The 19,006-nt window shown below is 63.6% G+C and carries 20 protein-coding genes; 5 read left to right on the top strand and 15 right to left on the bottom strand.

From position 1 onward, the window contains the following. Nucleotides 1–377 (bottom strand): carbohydrate-binding domain-containing protein (locus MKK88_RS14310; RefSeq protein WP_313902317.1); only part of this gene is annotated, 377 nt, incomplete at its 3' end. Between the two features lie 663 nt (nucleotides 378–1,040). Between MKK88_RS14310 and MKK88_RS14305 the strand changes: the two genes are divergently transcribed. The 3 genes from MKK88_RS14305 to MKK88_RS14295 all read left to right on the top strand — a co-directional run bounded on the left by MKK88_RS14305 (nucleotide 1,041) and on the right by MKK88_RS14295 (nucleotide 2,596). Further along, nucleotides 1,041–1,187 (top strand): hypothetical protein, encoded by a 147-nt coding sequence (locus MKK88_RS14305; RefSeq protein ID WP_244000743.1) that lies wholly within the window; start codon nucleotides 1,041–1,043, stop codon nucleotides 1,185–1,187. 374 nt (nucleotides 1,188–1,561) lie between these two features. Beyond that, nucleotides 1,562–1,792 carry a hypothetical protein gene (locus tag MKK88_RS14300; RefSeq protein WP_244000741.1) on the top strand — a complete coding sequence of 77 codons (231 nt, stop codon included), beginning with the start codon at nucleotides 1,562–1,564 and terminating at the stop codon, nucleotides 1,790–1,792. Between the two features lie 471 nt (nucleotides 1,793–2,263). Next, nucleotides 2,264–2,596, top strand: a complete 333-nt coding sequence (locus tag MKK88_RS14295; protein WP_244000739.1) for a hypothetical protein — start codon at nucleotides 2,264–2,266, stop codon at nucleotides 2,594–2,596. A 438-nt stretch (nucleotides 2,597–3,034) separates the two neighbouring features. On the opposite strand, the gene MKK88_RS14285 is transcribed toward MKK88_RS14295, so the two are convergent. Further along, entirely contained in the window at nucleotides 3,035–3,301 is a 267-nt protein-coding gene (locus MKK88_RS14285; protein ID WP_244000745.1) for a hypothetical protein, read from the bottom strand. A gap of 359 nt (nucleotides 3,302–3,660) precedes the next feature. On the opposite strand from MKK88_RS14285, the gene MKK88_RS14280 reads away from it, so the two are divergent. Further along, on the top strand, nucleotides 3,661–5,352 hold the full coding sequence (locus MKK88_RS14280; RefSeq protein ID WP_244000737.1) for a methyl-accepting chemotaxis protein: 1,692 nt from the start codon (nucleotides 3,661–3,663) through the stop codon (nucleotides 5,350–5,352). A 247-nt stretch (nucleotides 5,353–5,599) separates the two neighbouring features. On the opposite strand, the gene MKK88_RS14275 is transcribed toward MKK88_RS14280, so the two are convergent. From MKK88_RS14275 to MKK88_RS14220, 12 genes are all read right to left on the bottom strand, one after another. Beyond that, entirely contained in the window at nucleotides 5,600–8,017 is a 2,418-nt protein-coding gene (locus MKK88_RS14275; protein ID WP_244000735.1) for an EAL domain-containing protein, read from the bottom strand. A 237-nt stretch (nucleotides 8,018–8,254) separates the two neighbouring features. Beyond that, the gene (locus MKK88_RS14270) at nucleotides 8,255–9,796 is read right to left on the bottom strand and encodes a sensor domain-containing diguanylate cyclase (protein ID WP_244000733.1); all 1,542 of its coding nucleotides are present in this window, start codon (nucleotides 9,794–9,796) and stop codon (nucleotides 8,255–8,257) included. Nucleotides 9,797–9,984: 188 nt separating this feature from the next. Then, nucleotides 9,985–10,200 (bottom strand): hypothetical protein, encoded by a 216-nt coding sequence (locus MKK88_RS14265; protein ID WP_244000731.1) that lies wholly within the window; start codon nucleotides 10,198–10,200, stop codon nucleotides 9,985–9,987. A gap of 514 nt (nucleotides 10,201–10,714) precedes the next feature. Next, nucleotides 10,715–13,072 carry a phage tail tip lysozyme gene (locus MKK88_RS14260; protein ID WP_244000729.1) on the bottom strand — a complete coding sequence of 786 codons (2,358 nt, stop codon included), beginning with the start codon at nucleotides 13,070–13,072 and terminating at the stop codon, nucleotides 10,715–10,717. A gap of 10 nt (nucleotides 13,073–13,082) precedes the next feature. Further along, on the bottom strand, nucleotides 13,083–13,937 hold the full coding sequence (locus tag MKK88_RS14255) for a baseplate hub protein (RefSeq protein WP_244000727.1): 855 nt from the start codon (nucleotides 13,935–13,937) through the stop codon (nucleotides 13,083–13,085). Nucleotides 13,938–13,971: 34 nt separating this feature from the next. Continuing rightward, nucleotides 13,972–14,853 carry a hypothetical protein gene (locus MKK88_RS14250; RefSeq protein WP_244000725.1) on the bottom strand — a complete coding sequence of 294 codons (882 nt, stop codon included), beginning with the start codon at nucleotides 14,851–14,853 and terminating at the stop codon, nucleotides 13,972–13,974. Between the two features lie 3 nt (nucleotides 14,854–14,856). Beyond that, nucleotides 14,857–15,549: a hypothetical protein gene (locus tag MKK88_RS14245; RefSeq protein WP_244000723.1), complete on the bottom strand. Its 693-nt coding sequence runs from the start codon at nucleotides 15,547–15,549 to the stop codon at nucleotides 14,857–14,859. A 222-nt stretch (nucleotides 15,550–15,771) separates the two neighbouring features. Beyond that, on the bottom strand, nucleotides 15,772–16,221 hold the full coding sequence (locus tag MKK88_RS14240) for a hypothetical protein (RefSeq protein WP_244000721.1): 450 nt from the start codon (nucleotides 16,219–16,221) through the stop codon (nucleotides 15,772–15,774). Nucleotides 16,222–16,247: 26 nt separating this feature from the next. After that, nucleotides 16,248–16,616: a hypothetical protein gene (locus tag MKK88_RS14235; protein ID WP_244000719.1), complete on the bottom strand. Its 369-nt coding sequence runs from the start codon at nucleotides 16,614–16,616 to the stop codon at nucleotides 16,248–16,250. Next, a complete protein-coding gene (locus tag MKK88_RS14230) occupies nucleotides 16,613–17,050 on the bottom strand; it encodes a DUF5681 domain-containing protein (RefSeq protein ID WP_244000718.1) in 438 nt (145 codons plus the stop codon). The genes MKK88_RS14235 and MKK88_RS14230 overlap by 4 nt, the downstream gene beginning before the upstream one ends. A gap of 55 nt (nucleotides 17,051–17,105) precedes the next feature. After that, on the bottom strand, nucleotides 17,106–17,357 hold the full coding sequence (locus MKK88_RS14225; RefSeq protein ID WP_244000717.1) for a hypothetical protein: 252 nt from the start codon (nucleotides 17,355–17,357) through the stop codon (nucleotides 17,106–17,108). Beyond that, nucleotides 17,354–17,680: a hypothetical protein gene (locus MKK88_RS14220; protein ID WP_244000715.1), complete on the bottom strand. Its 327-nt coding sequence runs from the start codon at nucleotides 17,678–17,680 to the stop codon at nucleotides 17,354–17,356. The genes MKK88_RS14225 and MKK88_RS14220 overlap by 4 nt, the downstream gene beginning before the upstream one ends. 509 nt (nucleotides 17,681–18,189) lie before the next feature. On the opposite strand from MKK88_RS14220, the gene MKK88_RS14215 reads away from it, so the two are divergent. Further along, nucleotides 18,190–18,558, top strand: coding sequence for a hypothetical protein (locus MKK88_RS14215; protein ID WP_244000713.1), 369 nt, complete (start codon nucleotides 18,190–18,192; stop codon nucleotides 18,556–18,558). 19 nt (nucleotides 18,559–18,577) lie between these two features. Here the strand turns inward: MKK88_RS14215 and MKK88_RS14210 are convergent. Next, a partial coding sequence (locus MKK88_RS14210; protein WP_244000712.1) for a hypothetical protein occupies nucleotides 18,578–19,006 on the bottom strand: 429 nt, incomplete at its 5' end.

Here is a 19,006-nt window from a genome sequence, read left to right as displayed (position 1 = left end):
CCGGTCCCGATGCTCGCCGACGTGGGCGTCGATGTGGCCGTATCGACGAACGTGAAGGTCTGCGCGCCCTGGCTCAGCATGGTGAAGTGCGCGTTGGCGACGGACGCCCCATTGTAGGTGGCGCTGTCGACGTAGAGGTTGCGATCCAGGCTGGCGGTGCCGCCCGAGGCGTCGTTGAGGAAGTTGACCGCGACGGTGTGGCTGCCCGAGGCCCAGTCGCCGTTCACCGTGATCGCGTCCGATTGCCCGTCCGCGTGGGAGGCGTGGTCGGTCAGGACGCCGACGACCTGCTTGCCGTCCACCGAGATGGTGTACTGCGCATCGCCCAGATAGGCGTCCTCGCTGATGTGCAGGAGCCAAGAAATGGCTGCAGCCACCGATCCAGATCCTCATGCCATCCGCCAGCACCGGACATCGCGCGCACCCAAGCCCATGGCCGTGGCATGCGAATCCGCGAAAACCTCCCGCGTTCCTTCAATCTGCCAAAGTAGTGCTAGCATCCGCTCACCGTGAGCAGGCCAAGTCAGCGGACGAGAAAACCAATGGGCTTTGGCAGTCTTGGGTGGTGTCGATCTGCCAGGGCTGCGGCGACCAGAAGCCGGCCAAGGCTCTGAAGCTGGAAGACTGGCCGAACCGCAACGTACAACTGACGACTGGCTCAGTGGATCGGAAAGCCCCTGCCGCGAAGGTGGACCACGCCGAGGCCAAACGCGTCCAGGTCCGTCATCAGGGTAGCCTTGAAGCGGATCTCTCGCCTGAGAACGTCGACTCAATCAGGTGGATGCCGCAGTAACAATGGGGGCTTCGGCCCCTTCTGGCCCATCTGTCCTAGCCATCGTCCTTCCACTCCGCGCACCGCGTCCACAAGCAGGTTGCCAACGGTGGCTCTCAATCGCCCGCCGCCTATGGGCTCCGCTACGCTGGACGACGTCCTTGAATAAGTTGCCAGCGCTCGTGGTGCGGACGCTGGTCTCATGCCCCGGCTCTTCCCGCTCAACCTCAGCGCGCCATGTCATCCGCTATGATAGGGAGACGCACCGATGGACCGAGAGCGCGATCGCGACGTGGCCGAGGACCTGATCGAGGATGCCCGGAAGGTGACGGACGGCAGCGAGAAGACGGAGCGGCCAGGCCAGGGCACCGACCAGCCCGGTGGTGACGATCCGGGTAAGACATCGAAGGAGTGACGGCTCCCAAGCGTGGGCCCTGCTTAGCCGGGCTCAGGCTTGGACTTGGCCTTGGGAGCCGCCGGAGCTCATGTCCCCTGGCCGTACACCCCATCCGGCACGCCGCCCTGGATCTGCACCATGCCGTTGTCGGCTTCCAGCAGCACAAGACTGAGGGGCATCAGACTAACCCTATCCGACCGCGTGAAGCGCATGTTTCAGAATTGGCTGCTGAGGGGCAGCGGGCGACCCTGGCCGACGCGACCCCTCTAGAATCCGCGTGGGTGGTGGAGGCGGCCGAGCTATGCGGTGACGGTCTGCGCATGTTCGGCATGGAGGACGACAAAGCCGAGTTGGACGTGAAACAGTTCTGGGGATGCGCTCGTTAGGGCGCTATGGCTAACATCGCGATCCAGATCGATACCCCTCAGGGGACGCGCCTCCTCGCGGCCTCCTCGATCCGTGAAGCGGCACTGATGGCCGAGTCCGTCCTTACCACGGTTGCCCAGACCGATCTGCCTGTCCCGGTCGCAGTCGCGTGCACTGACACTGACTCGGCCGATCGCCTGCTGAACTACCTCGCCGACGTGCAGATGGAACGCATGCTGGCTGAGGGCACTCTGTAGGCGCGCCAGGTCGGCCTGGATCTGATAGAGAGACGGTCTACCCATTGGCGCATCCGCGTCGTTGGCGACGCCACACGATGCGACGATGGGCGAGCGCGTGGTGACAGGTACGGGATGAGTCAGTTCATCAACCCGCGCTTGTGATGCCTTGGCCGGGTGGCCGCGCGAGGGTCGGCATGGCGGGGAACAGGAACCGTGCACGCCGGCCCATGGCCAACAAGATACAGTGCGATCTGAATTTGAACCTCGGCGGCGGAGTGACCACGTCGAGGTGCACACCTGCAACCCTCGGGTGGTTGTCTACTGCGGTGCGGTAATCTAAGTTTGCGATGCGGGACGGCGATGGCGTCGCTGTCCTGCTGCCCTTCCGAGGGCGTTTCCTCCCTAGACTTCGGGCCGCTCCTTCGGGGGTGGCCTTTTCTTTGTCTGGGCTGGCTTCGGTAGCCGAACCGAATGCCGGCAGCAAGCAGGATGATGCTGATTGCGGCTGTCCCCCACAGAAGCTTGAACGATATCGATCATGATGACGTTCAGCCCATGACCGATCGAACCGATCTGTCTGGAGGAATGTCCATGTCAACAAAGACCCTTGGTCTCGCCGCCGCACTGACCCTCGCCATCACGGGAGCGGCCCTCGCTCAGATGCCGGCTGGTAGTGGCAGTGGCAGTGCTCAGAGCAACATGAGCAATCCCGGCAGTGTGAAGAGCCCGTCGGAGAAGCGCATGGGCGGTCAGCGGGGTATGATGAGCATGCGGCACATGAAGCGCAATCGGCGTCACCATATGCGCCGCTCGCGCATGTGAACTGAACTGCCCAGCGGATTTGCTGCCGCGGTGTTCGCACAGAATGCGTTAATCACCCTGCGGCAGCATAGCCTCAGCGATCGGCTCCGGCCGCGCGCCGGAAGAGCCGCACCGGGGTCGTCTTGAGACGGCGGGCCTCGGTGCGGCCTCGCCGGCGCAGTCGCGGTCAACGAACGCAATTGCGACCGAGTCGGCACCCAGCTAGACGCGCTGGCTCGGGGTGTACGGGAGCAGGAATGAGCGATGTGGTGGCCGCTCTGCTCCTAGCGCTGGCGACTGAGAACGCCGAGCTGCGCAAGCAACTAGCCTCCGCTCAAGATATGCTCGTCGAGACCGCAACCGACGCCGGTAACATGCACGCGCTCGTTGAGGCGATGCGGACCGAGCGGCACGCGTGGCGGGAGGAGGCCGAGCAGACGGGGGCAACCCGTGTCCATCTCAGTCCGATGTGCGTCGGCTGTAATCAATCGGCTTGGCAGGAGAGAATTGGCTATCCGGACGCAGGCCAAGCACGTCCATGACACGGTCTCGTGCCCCGGCGTCGGCGATCGGCCCGCCTCGTTCAAGGCTGGCGATCACCTCGGGGGTGACCTGTGCGACTGCCGCCAGGGTCTCGATCGAGTAGGCACCCCGGATGCGGGCAGCATGGATCTGCGCAGCTAACGCGGCATCCAGGGGCGAGGGTTTGTCGTGTCGTTCGCTCATGGGTGAGCGGTACGTGCTGGCCTCAGCCGAAGTTTCACCTGGGCGAGCTTTTCACCGAAAGGCTTCCTTCGCCTAGGGTAGGCAGGGCGTCGAACTTATTCAGTTGCGGGACAGATTGACGATATTCACGGCCTTGTGGTTATTGTCTGTCGCCATGTTTAAACTCATAGTTGTAGATAGCAATTCACGGTTGAGACAGTGGTGCTTCTAAACACCGAGGCTACGACTAACGCGTAACGTTTTATAGTTTTAATTCATAAGTAGCAGTTAATTAACCGAATTGCCTAAATCCGATATGAAGTTTGTCTCCGGTCTTCGGAGGCTAGCACAGCTTACATTCCTATTCGGGTGATATGATTATGCGCCTGCACCTCTCGCTCAAGGCGGCACTCTCGGCTGCCTTCGGCCTGCTCGCCCTCATCGCGGCAGGTCAGGGCTCACTCTCGATCTTCGAGCTGGCTGGGATCCGTCACTCCGTCACCGAGGTCGCATCGAACTGGCTGCCATCGGTCGTCACTGTGAACGAGATCCGGGCCGCCGCGTCCGAGGTTCGGATCAAGCAGCTGCGCTTGCTGACCCTGTCGGATACGCCAGCTCACTTGGCTGAGAACGAGGCCAAGCTCGCCGCGACCCACGATAAGCTCACGCAAGCGCGCAAGGCCTACGAGCCATTGATCTCCTCGAACGAGGAGCGCGCCATCTATGACGCCTTCGCTTCTGTCTGGAAGCGCTTCGAGCAGGCCGACGCCGAGATGCGTCGCCTGATGGAGTCCGGGCAACAGTCGTCCGCCCTCAAGCTGATGACCGCGCCCGACACCGCTAGTCTGTACGACGAAGCTCGGGCCGATCTCTCGCGTGATGTCGCCCTGAACGAGCAAGGCGCTCGCCGGGATGCCGATTTGGCCGTGTCCGAAGCCGATACCGCCGCATTGGCCGCCTACGTCGCCGTGGCCCTTACACTCACCGCCGCTTGCGCGGCCGCCGCCTTCGCCCTGTTGCGCATCTCCCGCCCGATCCAGACCATGACGCGGGCGATGGGGGTGCTCGCCGGTGGCGATGCAGCAGCCGAGGTACCCTACCAGAACCGCCGTGACGAGATCGGCGAGATGGCGGCCGCCGTGCAGGTGTTCAGGGACAATCTGATCCGTACTCGGGCACTGGAGGCGGAGACCGCACAGTCGCGGCTGGCAGCCGAGGAACAGCGCAAGGCCGGCATGCGCCAGATGGCCGACGGCTTCGAGCAGGCGGTCGGCGGGATCATCGGCTTGGTCTCGGCGGCCGCGACCGAGTTGCAGGCTACCGCCGGCTCGATGTCGGCGATGGCGGGTGAAACCTCCGCCCAGTCCGGCGCGGTCGCGGCGGCGGCCGAAGAGGCGGCGTCCAACGTCAACACCGTCGCGGCAGCCGCCGAGGAACTCGGATCGTCGGTTCAGGAGATCGGACGGCAGGTGGACGGATCGGCGAGTCTCGCCCACCTCGCGGTGAGCGAAGCCGATCAGGCCGGTGTTCTGGTGCAGGAGCTGAGCGGCGCCGTCGCGCGGATCGGTGACGTGGTCGGGCTGATCTCGTCGATCGCTGGCCAGACCAACCTGCTGGCGCTCAACGCCACCATCGAGGCGGCCCGCGCGGGCGCCGCCGGCAAGGGCTTCGCGGTGGTCGCGTCCGAGGTGAAGGCGCTGGCCGAGCAGACCGCCAAGGCGACACACGAAATCTCCGGACAGATCGCTCAGGTCCAGGCATCGACCGGGCAGGCGGTCACGGCGATCACGGGCATCACCGGACGGATCCGCGAGATCAGCGGCGTGGCGACCTCGATTGCCGCGGGCGTGGAGGAACAGGGGGCGGCGACACAGGAAATCGTGCGCAACGTCAGCCAGGCGGCGATGGGCACCGGCGAGGTGACACACAACATCGCCGGCGTCGCGAATGCAGCCGAGGAGACGGGCGCAGCTGCGAGCCAAGTGTTGGATGCGGCCTCGGAACTGTCGCGCCAGTCCGAGCACCTCGCGGCCGAAGTCGGTCGGTTCCTCGCTACCGTGCGTGCCGCGTGAAGCAGCTGTGGCCGAGGTTTACCTGCTATCGCAGCAGCTTGACCAGGATGGCGCTGAAGGCCTTGCCAAGGCCCTAGAACAGGCCATCAAAGCCAGCGCGGACCGAGATCCGCGTTGGCCACAGATCCGGGCGATCGCGAGCGCTACCTCATAACCCAGCAGTTCTGCCGTCCGTATCTACGACGTCGATGCGAGCAACAGTTCTGCCGAATGTTCCGGATCGTTCAGCCCCGATACCGCGTCGAGCTTAAGCCATAGCCAGCAGCGGCTGTTCGACAAACAACGCCCGCAACCGGGCCAGCTCCAGCTCCGACACACCCAGCACCGCTGCAGGGCGCGCGAACAGGTAGCCCTGCATCTGCTCGCAGTGCAGCTCGCGAAGGATCGCCAGCTGCTCGGCGGTCTCGACCCCCTCGACCGTGATCTGCAGGCCGAGATTGTGCCCGAGGTTCACGATCGCCCGCACGATCGCCAGCGTGTCGGCGTCCTGCCCCAGCCGCCGCACGAACGACTGATCGACCTTGATCTTATCGAACCGGAACTGCTGCAGGTAGCTCAGCGACGAGTACCCGGTACCGAAGTCATCGAGCGCCAGCCGCACGCCCAGCCCCCGCAGCCGCGTCAGGACCGCGACCGCAGTCGATGCGTCCTGGATGAACACGCTCTCGGTGATCTCGACCACCAGCCGTGCCGGGTCGAGGTCGTGCCGCTCCAGTGCTGTCGCGACCAGCGTCGGGATGTCAGTTTGCCGGAACTGGGTCGGCGAGACGTTGACCGACACCCGCCATGGCTGCGGCCACGCCGCGGCCGCCGCGCAGGCGGTGTCGATCACCCACGCGCCGATACGCCCGATCAAGTCGGTCTGCTCCGCCACCGGTATGAACTCGGCCGGCGAGACGAAGCCGCGCTCCGGGTGCTGCCAGCGGATCAGCGCCTCGAAGGTCTCGATCTCGCCGGTGCGGCCGTTGACGATCGGCTGGTAGAACAGCCGCAGTTCGTCGCGGGCGATTGCCCCACCGAGCTCGTGTTCGAGCCGCTGACGCGCCCGCAGCTGGGCGTCCATCGCCGGCTCGAAGAAGCGCACGGAGCCCCGGCCCTCATACTTGACGCGGTACAGGGCGGTGTCGGCCGCGCGCAGTAGCGTTTCAGTCGTGCTGCCGTCCGCAGGGAACAGGGCGACGCCAGCCGAAGCGCCGATCTCGACACGGTAATCGTCGATCTGGAACGGGCGACGCAGCCCCTCAACGAGGCGACCGGCGATCTTCGCGACCCGCTGCGGCGCGCGCGCGCCGGTGAGCAGCACTACGAACTCGTCTCCACCGATCCGCGCCAGGGTGTCGCTTGGGCGCAGCTCGGTCAGCATGCGCTTGGCCGCCTGGACCAAGAGGGCGTCGCCTGCTGCGTGCCCATGGACATCGTTGACCGCCTTGAACCGGTCCAAGTCGATGTAGATCACCGCCACGCTGGTCCCGTCTAGGGCTGCGGCCTCAAGTGCCGGACCGAGGCGCTGCTCCAGCAGGTAGCGGTTGGGCAGGTCGGTCAAGGCGTCGTGCAGCGCGAGGTGGCGGATACGCGCTTCGTCGCGCTTGCGGGCAGTGAGGTCGCGCAGGGCGACCGCGGTGGCGGGCTTGCCGCCGAACTCGATGGTGCGGCAGGACAACTCGACCGGCACGTGCGTGCCGGCGGCGGTGCGGATCTCGAACTCCTCGGGTCGCAGATCCTCCGAGCGGCAGCGCGTGCGCCTCAGCAGCGCCGGGACGTCGGCCTGCGAGAACAGGTCGAGCACCGGCCGGCCGACGATCTGGTCGGGGGCCATCCCGAACAAGCGACCGCCGGCATCGTTGACCTCCAGCACCTCGCCGTCGCGATGGATGAACAGCACCTCGTGCGCGAGATTGCTGAGCAGGCGCATGCGGCTGAGGTCACGCCGATCACGTTGCGAGAGATGCTGCTGCAGCGCTAGGGCGACGAGGCCGGCGATCAGCACCGCGAGGCTGACGGCAGCGACCGTCAGGGCGAGCGGGGTCGAGCCGAGCACGTAGCTCTCGCCCTCCCGCAGCGCGATCGGCGCGACCGTGACGGCGGTCATACCTGTGAAGTGCAGGCCGCAGATCGCCAGCGCGAACCAGCCGGTGACCTCGATGCGGCGGCCGAAGCTCGTCAGCCTGCCGGCACGCGCCAGGGCGAGGATGGAGAACGCGACGCCGACCAGGATCGAGGCGGCGACGTAGTAGGGATCGAACAGCACGAGGCTGGAGGCGGCCATCGCATCGACGCCGAGATAGTGCATGCCGGTGATCGCGAGACCGAGCACGGTGCCTGCCAGCACGATGCCCAGCGGGACGGTGGACAGCCAACGCCACAGGGACAGGGCGGCCAGGGAGCCGGCGATGGCCACGACGATCGAGGCTGCCGTGAAGTCGAGATCGAAGGCGACCTGCGCTTCGGTCCGGAACGCCAGCATGGCGACGAAGTGCAGCGACCAGACGCTGCCACCGAAAATAGTAGCAGCCGGAACGAGAGCCCGAAGCAGCGAACGGGAACCAGCCTCAGCCCGCGCGATCAGGGTGACGGTCGCGAAGCACCCGAGGGCGCAAATCACGGCCGAGAGTGCGACGAGGCGCAAATCATGCTGCTGCGCGACACAGGTGAGGACGCGGATCATGGCTTGCTCAGTCAGGACGACGTCGAGGGGCCGTCATCTCACGTCATAAAGCCAAGATTGCTACTGGATCGGTCAGTAACTTGAACGAGTTAAAGCTGTGGTTGAAAGACAGTGAAAGCCTACAGGAAGTTGTGCATCGCAGCCGAGAGTCGTGGCCAATCGATGGGGTAGAAGAAGCGTTGCTCGGGCCGGATGGGCATGGGGGTTGCGGTATGGCACCAATGCGGACTGGTACGCTCAGCGCATCAGTCGAAGCGCGTGCTTCAGCGGCGTGATGACCGGATCATGCGGCTTCGCACAGCGGGTTTGGTTCCGACCGCCTTCTTTGGCTTCGTAGAGCGCACCATCCGCGAGGTGGTAGAGGTCGGTCGGCCCCACGGTCTCCGCGCCGCTTGGCACGCCGACAGCGAGTCCGATGCTCACCGTGACTGCACCGGCACCGATGCCCGCGGAGCCAATCGCCAGGGTCGATACATCGGCGTGGACCTTCTCGGCGATGCGCAGGGCTCCTGCTTGATCGGTGTCCGGCAGGAGGATGGCGAACTCCTCTCCACCGACCCGGCTGACCAGATCATGCGGACGATGAACGCTGGCCGAGAGGCTGCACGCCAAGCCTCGCAGCACTTCGTCTCCGACCTGATGCCCATAGCGGTCGTTGAACCGCTTGAAGTGGTCTGCATCAACGATGAGCAGGGACAGAGGCTTGCCCGAGCGCCTCGCGCCACCTGATGCCCGGGCGAACGCGTCCTCAAAGGCGCGACGGTTCGGTAGCCCCGTCAGGGCATCCGTGAGCGAGAGCTTGGCGAGTTCGGCTTGTATCACCTCGCGGCGTCGCAGCTCGCGCCCGAATAGTAGGGAGAGTGCGATCGTGAGACCGCACAGCATCAGTACGATGATACCGATCGTGAGCGCCTTCACGCGCCAATCAGCCTCAATCTCTTCCGTCGACAGAGCGACGTTCAAGATCAATGGCAGGTGGCCGATACGTGTGAAGGTGTAGTGCCGCTCAATACCGTCCCGGGCGGAGGTCTCAACGAAGCTGCCGCTGTGCTCACGCAGAAAGCCCTTGAAGGTCGGGGCACCTGCGATGTTCACGCCGATATCGGCTTCCGAGTAGGGGTGGCGCATGATGCGCGTGCCGTCCCGCAGGTACAGATTGATCGCCCCATCCCGACCGAGGTCGATCTGGCTGAAAAGTCGCGTGAAGTAGGACAGTTTCAGAGTGCCGAGCACCACGCCACCGAAGCTGCCGTCAGGCTTGTCGATGCGGCGACTGAACGCGAGCGTTTGGGCTCCTGTCAGGCGAGAGACCATCGGCTTGCCAATGAAGAGGCCGAGATCGGCTTGAGCCTTGTGCTCCTGAAAATAGGGGCGATCGGCGTTGTTGATCTTGCGAGCTGGCACCGCACCCGCATCGATGATGTTGTCGCCGTTCTCGTCGAAGACGAGCATGACGCCCAAGTCCTGGGCCGTGGCCGCGCGGTCGAACAGGATGAGTTGGCGCAGCGCGGGACCGATCTGATCGACGCCGGAGACCTTCAGGTTGTCGACGACAGCACGCAGCGAGAGATCGTACATCTCGATGTTGCGAGCGATATCGCGTTCCAGAACCTGGACGAGGTTCTTGGAGGTCTGCTCAGCCTTATCCCAGGCGTCCTGACGTAGGTCGGCGAGCATCAGACCTGATGCCGCGAGCATCCCGACAGGTGCTGAAACGCCCAAGATGATCCACGTCCGGGCGGAGCGGAGCGGACGAAGTAGCCGGGAAAGCGGGGGCATGACGTATCTCGCCGGTATTCGCTTTCGTCGACCGTTGGCATGCCAAGGTTTAAGAGATCGTTATTTTGTACAGCGTCATGACAAGTATGCCCTGGTGTCCCTCGAAGCGTTCGAAGAGGGCATTGAGCTTGTCTGGCACGGGCAGGCTGTAGCCGCGAGAAGCGGGGATCAGCAACCGCAGCCTCCTCTTACTGCTCCAGGCGGTAGATCACGCCGTCGACCATCTCGATCCGGTATCCCATAGCCGTGAACGTGTCATGCACCATCTCCGCGGCCGTCGCGTGCCCGGTCGCCTCAGCCTCCATCTTCGCCCGGATGTCGCGCATCTCCAGCACCGTCGGGATGCCGTGCTCGACGTGATGATCCTCGATCAGGGCGAGGGCTTTGACGATGGTGGGATCCATAGGCGGCTTTACCTCGGCGAGGTCACGAGGAACAGCCAAGGCATCTCGACAGCCGCGTTACCTGCGCCCATCTTGCCGGGATGCGCTACGCCCTCGCCGCTGTGATCTTTGCTGCGTCTATCTCCGGCGCTCGTGCTATTGATGTTGGCGATGTCATCTCACTATCGTCCAACGGTGTCGGTAGCACGGTGGTCTCTCATCGCGTCGCAGCCACTGGTCTTCATGAGTTGTCCGCACAGAGATTGAAAACCAATATCTCGGAATACTGTGAAAGATACGAAGACGTTCATCCATCAGATAAAGATTGGGCAAATTGTATTCAAAGCAACAAATCCCGAGAAAAACTTGAGCTTCAAATTAATTGCAGGCGTCCCACTGTAATCGTTGCCGGGGACGGAGCATATAGACCGTCTCGCGATGGCGGCCCTTGGGTGTCCGTGGCTGACCCCAATAGCATCATCCAGGCGGACCAATTGTTCTTGCAGGTTTGCGGCCCTCGCCGATGATGCAGGTGCTAGCCCTGCCCGTAGTTCGCTGCCTGGACGAATTGCCGTTCCTTCAGCCGATCTCGCAGGTTGTTGGCGATCTCACGGCTGTCCCCGGCATTCTGGAAGATCATATCGCCATGGAAGTGGGACTCGGCCCTTGACGTGCTGACGCTCCGGTTATCGTTGCTGATTGAGGCCAGTCGGTCGGCCTGTGCCGAGCTAGCCTGCGCCACCACAGCCGCGGCACCGATGCGAGCGGCCGGAGGTGTATCGCCGTAGAGTAGCGATGCCATGGGCTTTCGCTTGCTTGCTTCACCCATCGTCTGTCCAGGCGCATCCGGCATGCTGTTGGGCTTAAGGACGGCTGGTGCACCGTTGGGTAAGGTATTGCTTTCCGGCTTGCGCGGACCGGCCTGTATAGTGGCGATATCCTTATCTCGCTGCGCCGAGGATCGGATTTGCGGCAGCCATTCCCGAGCGTGGCGAGCCCGCCCACCTTCTTCGCCAGGGCCGAACCGTTCGCTTTCGCGAACGCCATGAATGGCATCCTCAATAGTCGGGTTGTTCCGCAGGATTGCGCCGCCCCGTTCCGTCCGAGGGTGGTCATAGATGGCATCGCCCGGTTTTGCGTTGTGCTCCGCAACCCAAGCCTTCGTCTGCCATGCCGCGTCGTATGGATTGCCGCCTTGGGCCTCGATCCATCTTTTGACCTTAGGCCAACGATTTCGGTCCCATTGCCAAAGGCCGGTATGGCCGCCGCTTACATTGTTGCGCGCGCGGGGATTAAAGGTACTCTCTGTCTCCATTGAGCCGACAACGGCCGCGATGGCGTTGTCACCATAGCCCGCGTTTCGAAGCTCACCTGTGATCGCCTTGACGTTCGCACTCTGCGCCAGCTTGTCCAGGCCGCGATGGGCGCGCGTGCGCATACCGCCATTCTCACCAGCATCTTCGCCGCCGCCGCCGAGGATCCGCCTACCAAACCGCTTCGTAGCCTCCCACGCGCCACCGATGGCGCCCCGCACCCGTGCCCGCCGGTCGACACCGTCCTTCTGCAGCACGGCCTGATCAGGATCCTTGGCGGCCTCCTCGGGCGTCTGGAACCCGTGCCCCATCGCAGCCGCGCCGATCGCCACCGGCAGGCCTACGCGGGCCATTGCCGCCAGCAGCGACGTGTCACCGACGACCAGGGCGCTTCGGATCAAGGCGATGCTGGCGAGTACCTTGCCGACCTTGCTGAGTGCCCAGAGGCCGAAGAAGATCTCCGCGACACGTGTCCAGCCGCCGACCGCCTGCGCGGCGCTGTTGGCCCCCTGGATGAATGCCTTGATGCCCTTGCCGACGTCATCCCACGGGATCTTGCGTAGCTCGGTCGCGAACTTAGTGACCTCGCCGACAATGTCGTCCTTGAGCCAGTCCTTGTTCAGGTCCAGCCAGTCGGCGAACCGCTTCATCAGATCCGTGATGACCGGTGTCAGGGCGGTGCTGATCTTCCGGCCGAAGTCCGTCACCCGGTCGGACAGATCCTCGTACTGCTCGCCCAAGGCGCGTGCCGCGTCGGAGTCGGCCTTGGACACGAGCCCCGCTTTCTGAGACCGCGATAGGGCTTCCTCGACGGCCTTCCTGCCCTTCAGCAGCAGGTTGATGGTGGCCTCGCTGTAGCCCGCCTGCTTCAGCAGGAAGCTCGCCGTCGAGGCTCCCGCCTTCTCGGCCGTGCCCTTGGCGGCTTCCGCGAGATCGCCGAAGGACTCCTCCAGCTTGCCGTTGAGGCGGATCTGCTGGCCGCTGATGCCCTGTAGCCGGGCGAACGGCACGAGGGCCGAGGCATTGCCCGAGGTGCGCAGCTCGTTGAGGGTATCCGATAGCTGCTGGAACGAAGCGGACCCTTCACCCGCCGTACCGCCCGCCCGCTTCACCGCATTGTCGAAGGCCGCGATCCGTTCAGGCGCGATCCCGAGACGGTCAGCCATCCGGCCTATCGCAGCGTCAGCCTTGCCGATGTCGGTCACGAACTGGCCGACCGCCCTGCCCCCGGTGAAGATGGCGAACAGCTTCAGGGCATTCCGACCCAAGCGGTTGAGCGAGTCCGCCGCCTGATCGTGAGCCCGAGCAACTTCCTTGGCGCGCCTTTCGGCTTCCTTAGCCGCTGCCCGCTCGTCCCGTTCCATCTCCTTGACGGCGTCGCGGTGGGCTTTGGCCTCCTGCTTGGCCGCCTTCTCGGTCTCTCGGGCCGCACGAACCGCCGCCTTCTCCTGTGCAAGGGCAGCCTTCTCGATGTCCTTCTGGCCTTGGACCGCCGCCTTGGCAGCCTCGCGCTGACCCTTCGTGAAATCCTTAGGGTCCAAGCCTAAGGTCACGATCAAAGCATCCACAACCGTAGGCATCAGTCAGCCCTCAAATCTGCAAGCGCGAACAAGACAGCGTAGTGAACCATTTGCCGCCTGGTTTCTCGCACTCGACTTCGTGAACGATATTGACGATGTACCACGTCCCGCAGGCTGGCGTCAGATCACTCTGAACTTCGACACTGCCGCCGTACCTGTAATTCGAATTGAACAACGTCGTCACATCAATGCCGCTGGCTGAATATGTGGGATACCCCACCATTCCAGTCGATGAGCTGATCTTGACGGCGTTTCCTTTGCGGCTGCCGTTTCTAGGCCAGATTGCGAGCGTGTCGTTCTCAATCACCCAATTGATGCCGGCGGCATCGGCCAACTGCTTGATCTGCTGCCTTGGCGAACTCGGCAGATAGACGTTCCGAACCTTGCAGTTCACATCGTTGTTTTCCAACGTGAGCTGCGCCATTCCGGCGAGCTGCTCCATCAGGGTCGCGACATCGGATGAGCCGGGAGCGGTGGTTGGCTTGGCGGTCTGCACGGCCTGATAGAGCGCCGTGAGAGCGTCGATCCTGAAAGCCGCAGTGGGTTGCGACCGCAGATCGGGGAAAGCCTGGAAGATCGTCCCCTTGTAGGCGATGCTGGGCGCCGAACCCTCTTCGTAGGGCATGATGGTGACGGTGTTCTGCCCGATCGCCGTCATGTTCTGCGGCAGCACCGTGAGGCTGTTCATCACAGACAGGGACAAGCCGTAGATGCTGACCGTGGCCTTGCCCGTGTCAGGCGATCCGTTCTGTTCGATGGCCGCCTCGACGCGATGGCCCTTCAGCGTCAGGCTATTACCGCCGCCGGGGAAGTCGCCCTTCTCAAGCTGGATCTTCACATCGATGTATTTCTTGGCGAAAGTCACGGGCGTGCATCCACTGACATGCGACTTTCCCGGGTCAGGAGACGCCCGGCACCGAGCCGACGTTGAGATTGGTGAAGCTGTCGGGACCGGCCGGCGGCAGGCCGCTGATAGTGGAGGACGTGACCGGCGCGGACGCGCTGCCCGGCACAGTCGCCTCGGGGATCGGCTGGCCGGTCGCTGGGTCGAAAGCCGTCAACTCACCGACATCAGCGGTGGCGGTCGCATTCACGTTGAACCCGCTGACGTTGTAGCCGCCCGAGAAGTCCTGCGACTGAACCATGGCGACCTGTGCAGCCGTGGCGTCCGTCGCCTGGACCGTGCCACCGTCTACAGGGCTTGCACCGGACGGGGCCGCCGTATCGCCGACGCCCCCGCTGGCACTCGGGTATGTCGCCGACGCCTGCCGAACCTCTTGGCACCAAAGCGCGACGCTCAGGAGGCCTACGCCGTTCTGGGCGGTTCGCCGGAAATCGTAGTGAATGATGTTGACGTTCTGAAAGACCTTCTCGGGCATCACCGCGTCATAGACGTTGCAGTCGCCAGCGATGGCCGTGACGGATGCCAGGAGAGCCGCGCGGTTAGCCTCGCTTCCGCCCGCGACAAAGACCAATCGCACGTCGAACGGGATCTGGACCTTGTTGTAGCTCTCGAATGCACCGCGCTCCAGCAGATAGTCCGCGATGACGAACTCTTGCTTGCCGTCAAAAGCGATGATGGTATCCGCTGAGACGACGGGTGCGCCGCCGAGATACAGTCCCCATTGAGGCGCGATGACACCGCTGAAGAAAGACAGCGCCGCGGGATCATCGGCCGTAGCGAGAGCGATGCCGTCCGCAAAACCCGGCGCGAACAGCACGTTCGGCACGCCGTCAACATCAGGGACGCTCACGACATCAGGGGTGGGTGTGGCGCCCATGACTTAGCTCCCTGCCGTGGGCGCGGCGCCGTTGCCGCTGTGCGAGTGGCCCTGAAGGTCAACCTGATCCGCCGAGCCTTTGCCAGCCGTGACGTTACCGGGGGCCGTGAAGTTGCCCTTCTGGTCGATGATCGCGCCGTTGAAGTTCCACCCAGCGGACGAGCTGTTGAACGTGTTCTTGTTCATGTCCGCACAGTCGATCCCGGTGTCGGTAAACATGAAGTGCTGCGTTACCGGTTGAGATTTCCGCGGCAATACGCCGTGGAAGATCGCATCCGACATACTGTGACGGCGGTACGACCCGGGGTTGCTCTCCACCCAGTCGTTGGCCTGTACGGATGAGTGGTCCCGATCCAGAACGGAGAAGTTGGCCGGGTCGCCGACCTGCGGGTCATTGATGAAGACGCTGCCGCCCGACTGGCTGCGCGGCACCGCAATCCCGTAGATGATGTCGTGCGATGTCGTGTTGCCCGCGCCGTCCATCTGCTTGACGTGCGGCTTAACATCGACGGTGCAGGGCTCGGTCAGGCTGTTGCGGTTGTGAACCGCTACGATCTCGCCCGTGAAGTGGAATCGCTTCTCGCCGAAGATCTGCCGCTGCTGAAACTGGTGCTGATTGAAGGCGGAATTGGCATCCCGCGCACCCATCTGCCCGATGGGATCCGAGCCGTCTGCGTTCCCTGCGCCACTGCTCATATCTAGCCCCTCGGACCTACTTCTTCGGCTGCAACAGCCGCGTGTTGTGCTGGTTCACAGCAATGATCTCGACGAAATCGGCTAAGTCCTGGCTGCCGTAGATCGTGTCGAGCTGTTCCATCGTAGCGAGACCTTCAGCGATCACGATGGCGATGGAACGAGAGATGTTCTGGTAGTCCTTCCACCTCTTGGGCAGGTCGTCGCCGCCGGCTGTGCCGAGGTCTAGGGGGCGACGGGATTGGTAGGGCGGACGTGAAGAGCCAGCACCTCAACCCGCAGCTTCCAGCGTGTAGCCACCTCCTCGATGTCGTCCTCAACGAGGTCACGCACCGTGTCAGGGTGGCTTGGATCCGGGCAGATCCGGATGCAGGTGAACATCTCCTCCAAAAGAGGGTCGATCTCCTCCCACTTAAGGCCGGACAGAGCCTGCATGCCCATCATGGCAAAGCCGGCCATGCCCGCGGTCATGATCTCGTCGGGCAGCTCGGCGCCGGCATGGGTCAAAGCGACCAACGCCCGCTGGCCCCAACTGTCCGCTCGCTTGGCCGACAGCTCCGTAAGAACGAAGACCTTGCCTTCATCCCGGCCGGGGTTCGGCGGTCCAACGACCTTGCCGTCCTTATCCGTCTGCGGTTCGGCCTTGATTGATACTCGGGCTTGGCGCCTCGGCATGTCTTGGTTCCATCAAGAGATGTGGTCTACAGAACGAAGCGCGCTTCGCTCGACTGTTCATGCTGCCCCGGGCTGTCGAGCTTGAACGCGAACCAGCCCGGGCCCTTGGGCCATGTTCCACTGGCAGGTGCAGCGGCCCGCAGCTCTTCCGTAAGCAATGAAGTCGATAGGTCTCGCGTCGCCTGACCCTCGGCCATTCCGTGAGCGCCCACGTTCATCACGAACACGTCGTCGCCGTCGTGAATGGCGTGCCCGCGCTCGCGCAGGAAGGCGACGATGTCGCCAACCGGCGTCTTGCTCGGCGCCGCGACCTGAAAGGCGAGATGCTTGCCGGCCGTGGGCAGTATAACCTGCGCTTCCAGTCTTCGAACGCGCTCTGACAGTAAATCCTTCATCGCCGAGCTCCCAAGCCTTGCTTGGTTTCCTCTAGCGCAGCGACCCGAGCAGCGAGATCCACGATCTTCACCGCCTCGATGTGCGCGGTGACTAGCTTGGACATCTCGCTAGCCTCAGCCGGGGTGATCTCACCGTCCGCGACGCCCTGCAGTAGGGCTCGCGTCGCCCGGGTAAGGTCCGCCGTCGTCTCGATCTCTGGCAGGTCGAACGTGATGGCCCTGTCCTTTCGGGGCGGGCATAGCCTGTCGAGGCACAACCGCATCGCCGGACCGTCGCCGTCCAAAGCCATCTCGACAGCCTTGCGGGTCAGGGTCTCGGCTTCACCCTCCAGAATGGCTTCGACCGCTTGGGTGGTGCGATTGCGCGACCCTTTGGGCCGACCGGCCGGGTTGCCGCTCTGGCCAGCCTCAAATGGCCTTCCATTGCCCGGCATTAGTCCAGTCCACCCTTCGCCCGGTTGTTAAAGCAGCCAGAATACAGCGACGCCTTCATCGGCTGTACCTCGCCGTAATGTCCTTCAGCCGCAGGTCGACCGGCCGCCCGTTCTCGGCGCCGATGATGATCCGGATGATGTTGTGGTCCTCGTCTCTAAGGTCGTGACCGCATTTACGGAGGAAAGCCTCAGCAGCCTCGACTTGCAGACCTTTTGGCCCTTCGATCACGAACTGCCGAACTTTACGCTGCTGCGGTGGGCGGATGGCCCTCTCCAGCTTCTGGAGGCGGGCATTTAAGTCCCTCATGTCAGCCGCCCCTCAATGCAGGTGGAGAGGGCAGGCGTGACTTCGCGAGCGCGGCGCGTCAGGCCGATGGCCTCCAAGAGGCGGCGAAGGTTTCCGGAGGTGCGGCTGTAGAGGTCGAGGGCGTCGGCGTCGGCCTCGCCGCCCGTGGCGAACCGCTCCTCCATCCGCTCCAGCTCGACAGTCAGCGTCGCGATCCGGCGGACGATCGACTTCTCCGCGGCCGACACCGCAGCCCCGCCGCCGAGGTCGGATAGGTGCAGGGCCATGAGGTCCCGCATGCGCCGCGCCCAGCCCGAACGCCCGTCCACGTTCTGCAGCAGCACGCTGCCGTTCGTGACACGGCTCCGGTGTGACGGCTTCTGAACTGCAATGGTCGGGCTATCTGCCACCGATCCACACGCCTTATTAGACATCGGTTGGGTAAGATAGCGCTTGTCTTGTGCTAAGTCATTGGCTCATAACGCTTCACTGCACTCCACTGCGATGTTTGTTTGCCCTGGGACGGCAATGGCATCGGCGGATGCAGCTTTAATTGGGCAGTTTTGCTTGGATCGGCGTGCCCTGCTTCACCCCATCCCGGTGTTTAAGGTTTCGACAACCATGACTGTCTCCTGTGGATGAGCGCGGCCTGATCTGGTCGTGATCAGTTAACCTGTCGGCAACGAAAATCAGCGATGGACCAGCAAGCCGGAGATGACCACGAAGACCGCGCTCAGATGCAGTGAGCTGCCGATTAGAAGGCGGCATGGCGCACCTCTGAGTCCGAAGGCCGCCGTGATGCGTTGACCTGTTCGACGGGGTGCGTCCGCTGCTGCCCGCTCAGGACGCCCCAATGAACGCGATCGGTTGGCTGCTCACCAAGGTGATCGAACTCATCACCGGCAAAGACCGAGGGCAGAAAAGCTCCGGCATGCCGAGAGTGCGTGAAGTCGGAGCACACGAAGAACGAGCGGCGGATAAGAGCAGAAACTTCGATGCCGATTACCGCGCTGCCACCAATATGCTGAAAACTCGTATGGGCAATAGCTTCCCAGACAACTACCACGCACGGCCGAGCGCTGGCACGAACAGCACGCGTGACTTTGGCGACGAGCGGGCCGAGGCAATTGACATAGCTTCGGCTGCGATAGCTGCAGCGCTTCGCAGAGGCGCCACCGTCAAGCAGGCAGCTGAAGCCGGCGCGGCCAGCGTCGGCATCTGATCGTTGGACGGGGTTAGGCCTAACCTTCAGCTGCCCGGCGCCTCCGATCCTCCTGCACGTCTCCCATGGCGATCGCGATATCGCTGGCTGGCACGTGCTTGAGCCGCGGGATGTGTTTGAGCAGCGTTTCCCGCGGAATCCTTTCAACCAACATCTCGGCCGCGCGCTTTGCAGCTTCCTTCCGATCCGCATCGGTTAGGTGGGCGTAGTGCTTCGCCCAGATGCCGCGGATGATGTCGTTGCGCTGCTGCTTGGTGATGTAGCCGACGCGGAATAGTTCGCGGGCCGCCCCTTCCTGCCAATCGGGCTTGTCCTTCGCCTCCTCCCAGATCTGCTTCAACTCGGTGAAGTCGTGCTCGGCCTTGGGCGATAGGGGTTTCCGAGATGCAGTAGCCCGCTTCGATCCAGTCGCCTCGGCGGCGGCCTCGCGCACGCTCAAACCCGCAAC

Origin of the sequence: Methylobacterium sp. E-005 (assembly GCF_022829725.1) — a bacterium.
GTDB lineage: Bacteria > Pseudomonadota > Alphaproteobacteria > Rhizobiales > Beijerinckiaceae > Methylobacterium.
This window is presented reverse-complemented; position numbering and strand designations above follow the sequence as displayed.

What these genes read in the sequence shown, in the direction of transcription:
- MKK88_RS14260 (WP_244000729.1), bottom strand. Translation starts at nt 13,072, where the DNA reads ATGCCTACGGTTGTGGATGCTTTGATCGTGACCTTAGGCTTGGACCCT.
- MKK88_RS14275 (WP_244000735.1), bottom strand. Translation starts at nt 8,017, where the DNA reads ATGATCCGCGTCCTCACCTGTGTCGCGCAGCAGCATGATTTGCGCCTC.
- MKK88_RS14270 (WP_244000733.1), bottom strand. Translation starts at nt 9,796, where the DNA reads ATGCCCCCGCTTTCCCGGCTACTTCGTCCGCTCCGCTCCGCCCGGACG.
- MKK88_RS14295 (WP_244000739.1), top strand. Translation starts at nt 2,264, where the DNA reads ATGATGCTGATTGCGGCTGTCCCCCACAGAAGCTTGAACGATATCGAT.
- MKK88_RS14250 (WP_244000725.1), bottom strand. Translation starts at nt 14,853, where the DNA reads ATGGGCGCCACACCCACCCCTGATGTCGTGAGCGTCCCTGATGTTGAC.
- MKK88_RS14240 (WP_244000721.1), bottom strand. Translation starts at nt 16,221, where the DNA reads ATGCCGAGGCGCCAAGCCCGAGTATCAATCAAGGCCGAACCGCAGACG.
- MKK88_RS14300 (WP_244000741.1), top strand. Translation starts at nt 1,562, where the DNA reads ATGGCTAACATCGCGATCCAGATCGATACCCCTCAGGGGACGCGCCTC.
- MKK88_RS14285 (WP_244000745.1), bottom strand. Translation starts at nt 3,301, where the DNA reads ATGAGCGAACGACACGACAAACCCTCGCCCCTGGATGCCGCGTTAGCT.
- MKK88_RS14280 (WP_244000737.1), top strand. Translation starts at nt 3,661, where the DNA reads ATGCGCCTGCACCTCTCGCTCAAGGCGGCACTCTCGGCTGCCTTCGGC.
- MKK88_RS14245 (WP_244000723.1), bottom strand. Translation starts at nt 15,549, where the DNA reads ATGAGCAGTGGCGCAGGGAACGCAGACGGCTCGGATCCCATCGGGCAG.
- MKK88_RS14230 (WP_244000718.1), bottom strand. Translation starts at nt 17,050, where the DNA reads ATGCCGGGCAATGGAAGGCCATTTGAGGCTGGCCAGAGCGGCAACCCG.
- MKK88_RS14225 (WP_244000717.1), bottom strand. Translation starts at nt 17,357, where the DNA reads ATGAGGGACTTAAATGCCCGCCTCCAGAAGCTGGAGAGGGCCATCCGC.
- MKK88_RS14215 (WP_244000713.1), top strand. Translation starts at nt 18,190, where the DNA reads ATGAACGCGATCGGTTGGCTGCTCACCAAGGTGATCGAACTCATCACC.
- MKK88_RS14235 (WP_244000719.1), bottom strand. Translation starts at nt 16,616, where the DNA reads ATGAAGGATTTACTGTCAGAGCGCGTTCGAAGACTGGAAGCGCAGGTT.
- MKK88_RS14265 (WP_244000731.1), bottom strand. Translation starts at nt 10,200, where the DNA reads ATGGATCCCACCATCGTCAAAGCCCTCGCCCTGATCGAGGATCATCAC.
- MKK88_RS14305 (WP_244000743.1), top strand. Translation starts at nt 1,041, where the DNA reads ATGGACCGAGAGCGCGATCGCGACGTGGCCGAGGACCTGATCGAGGAT.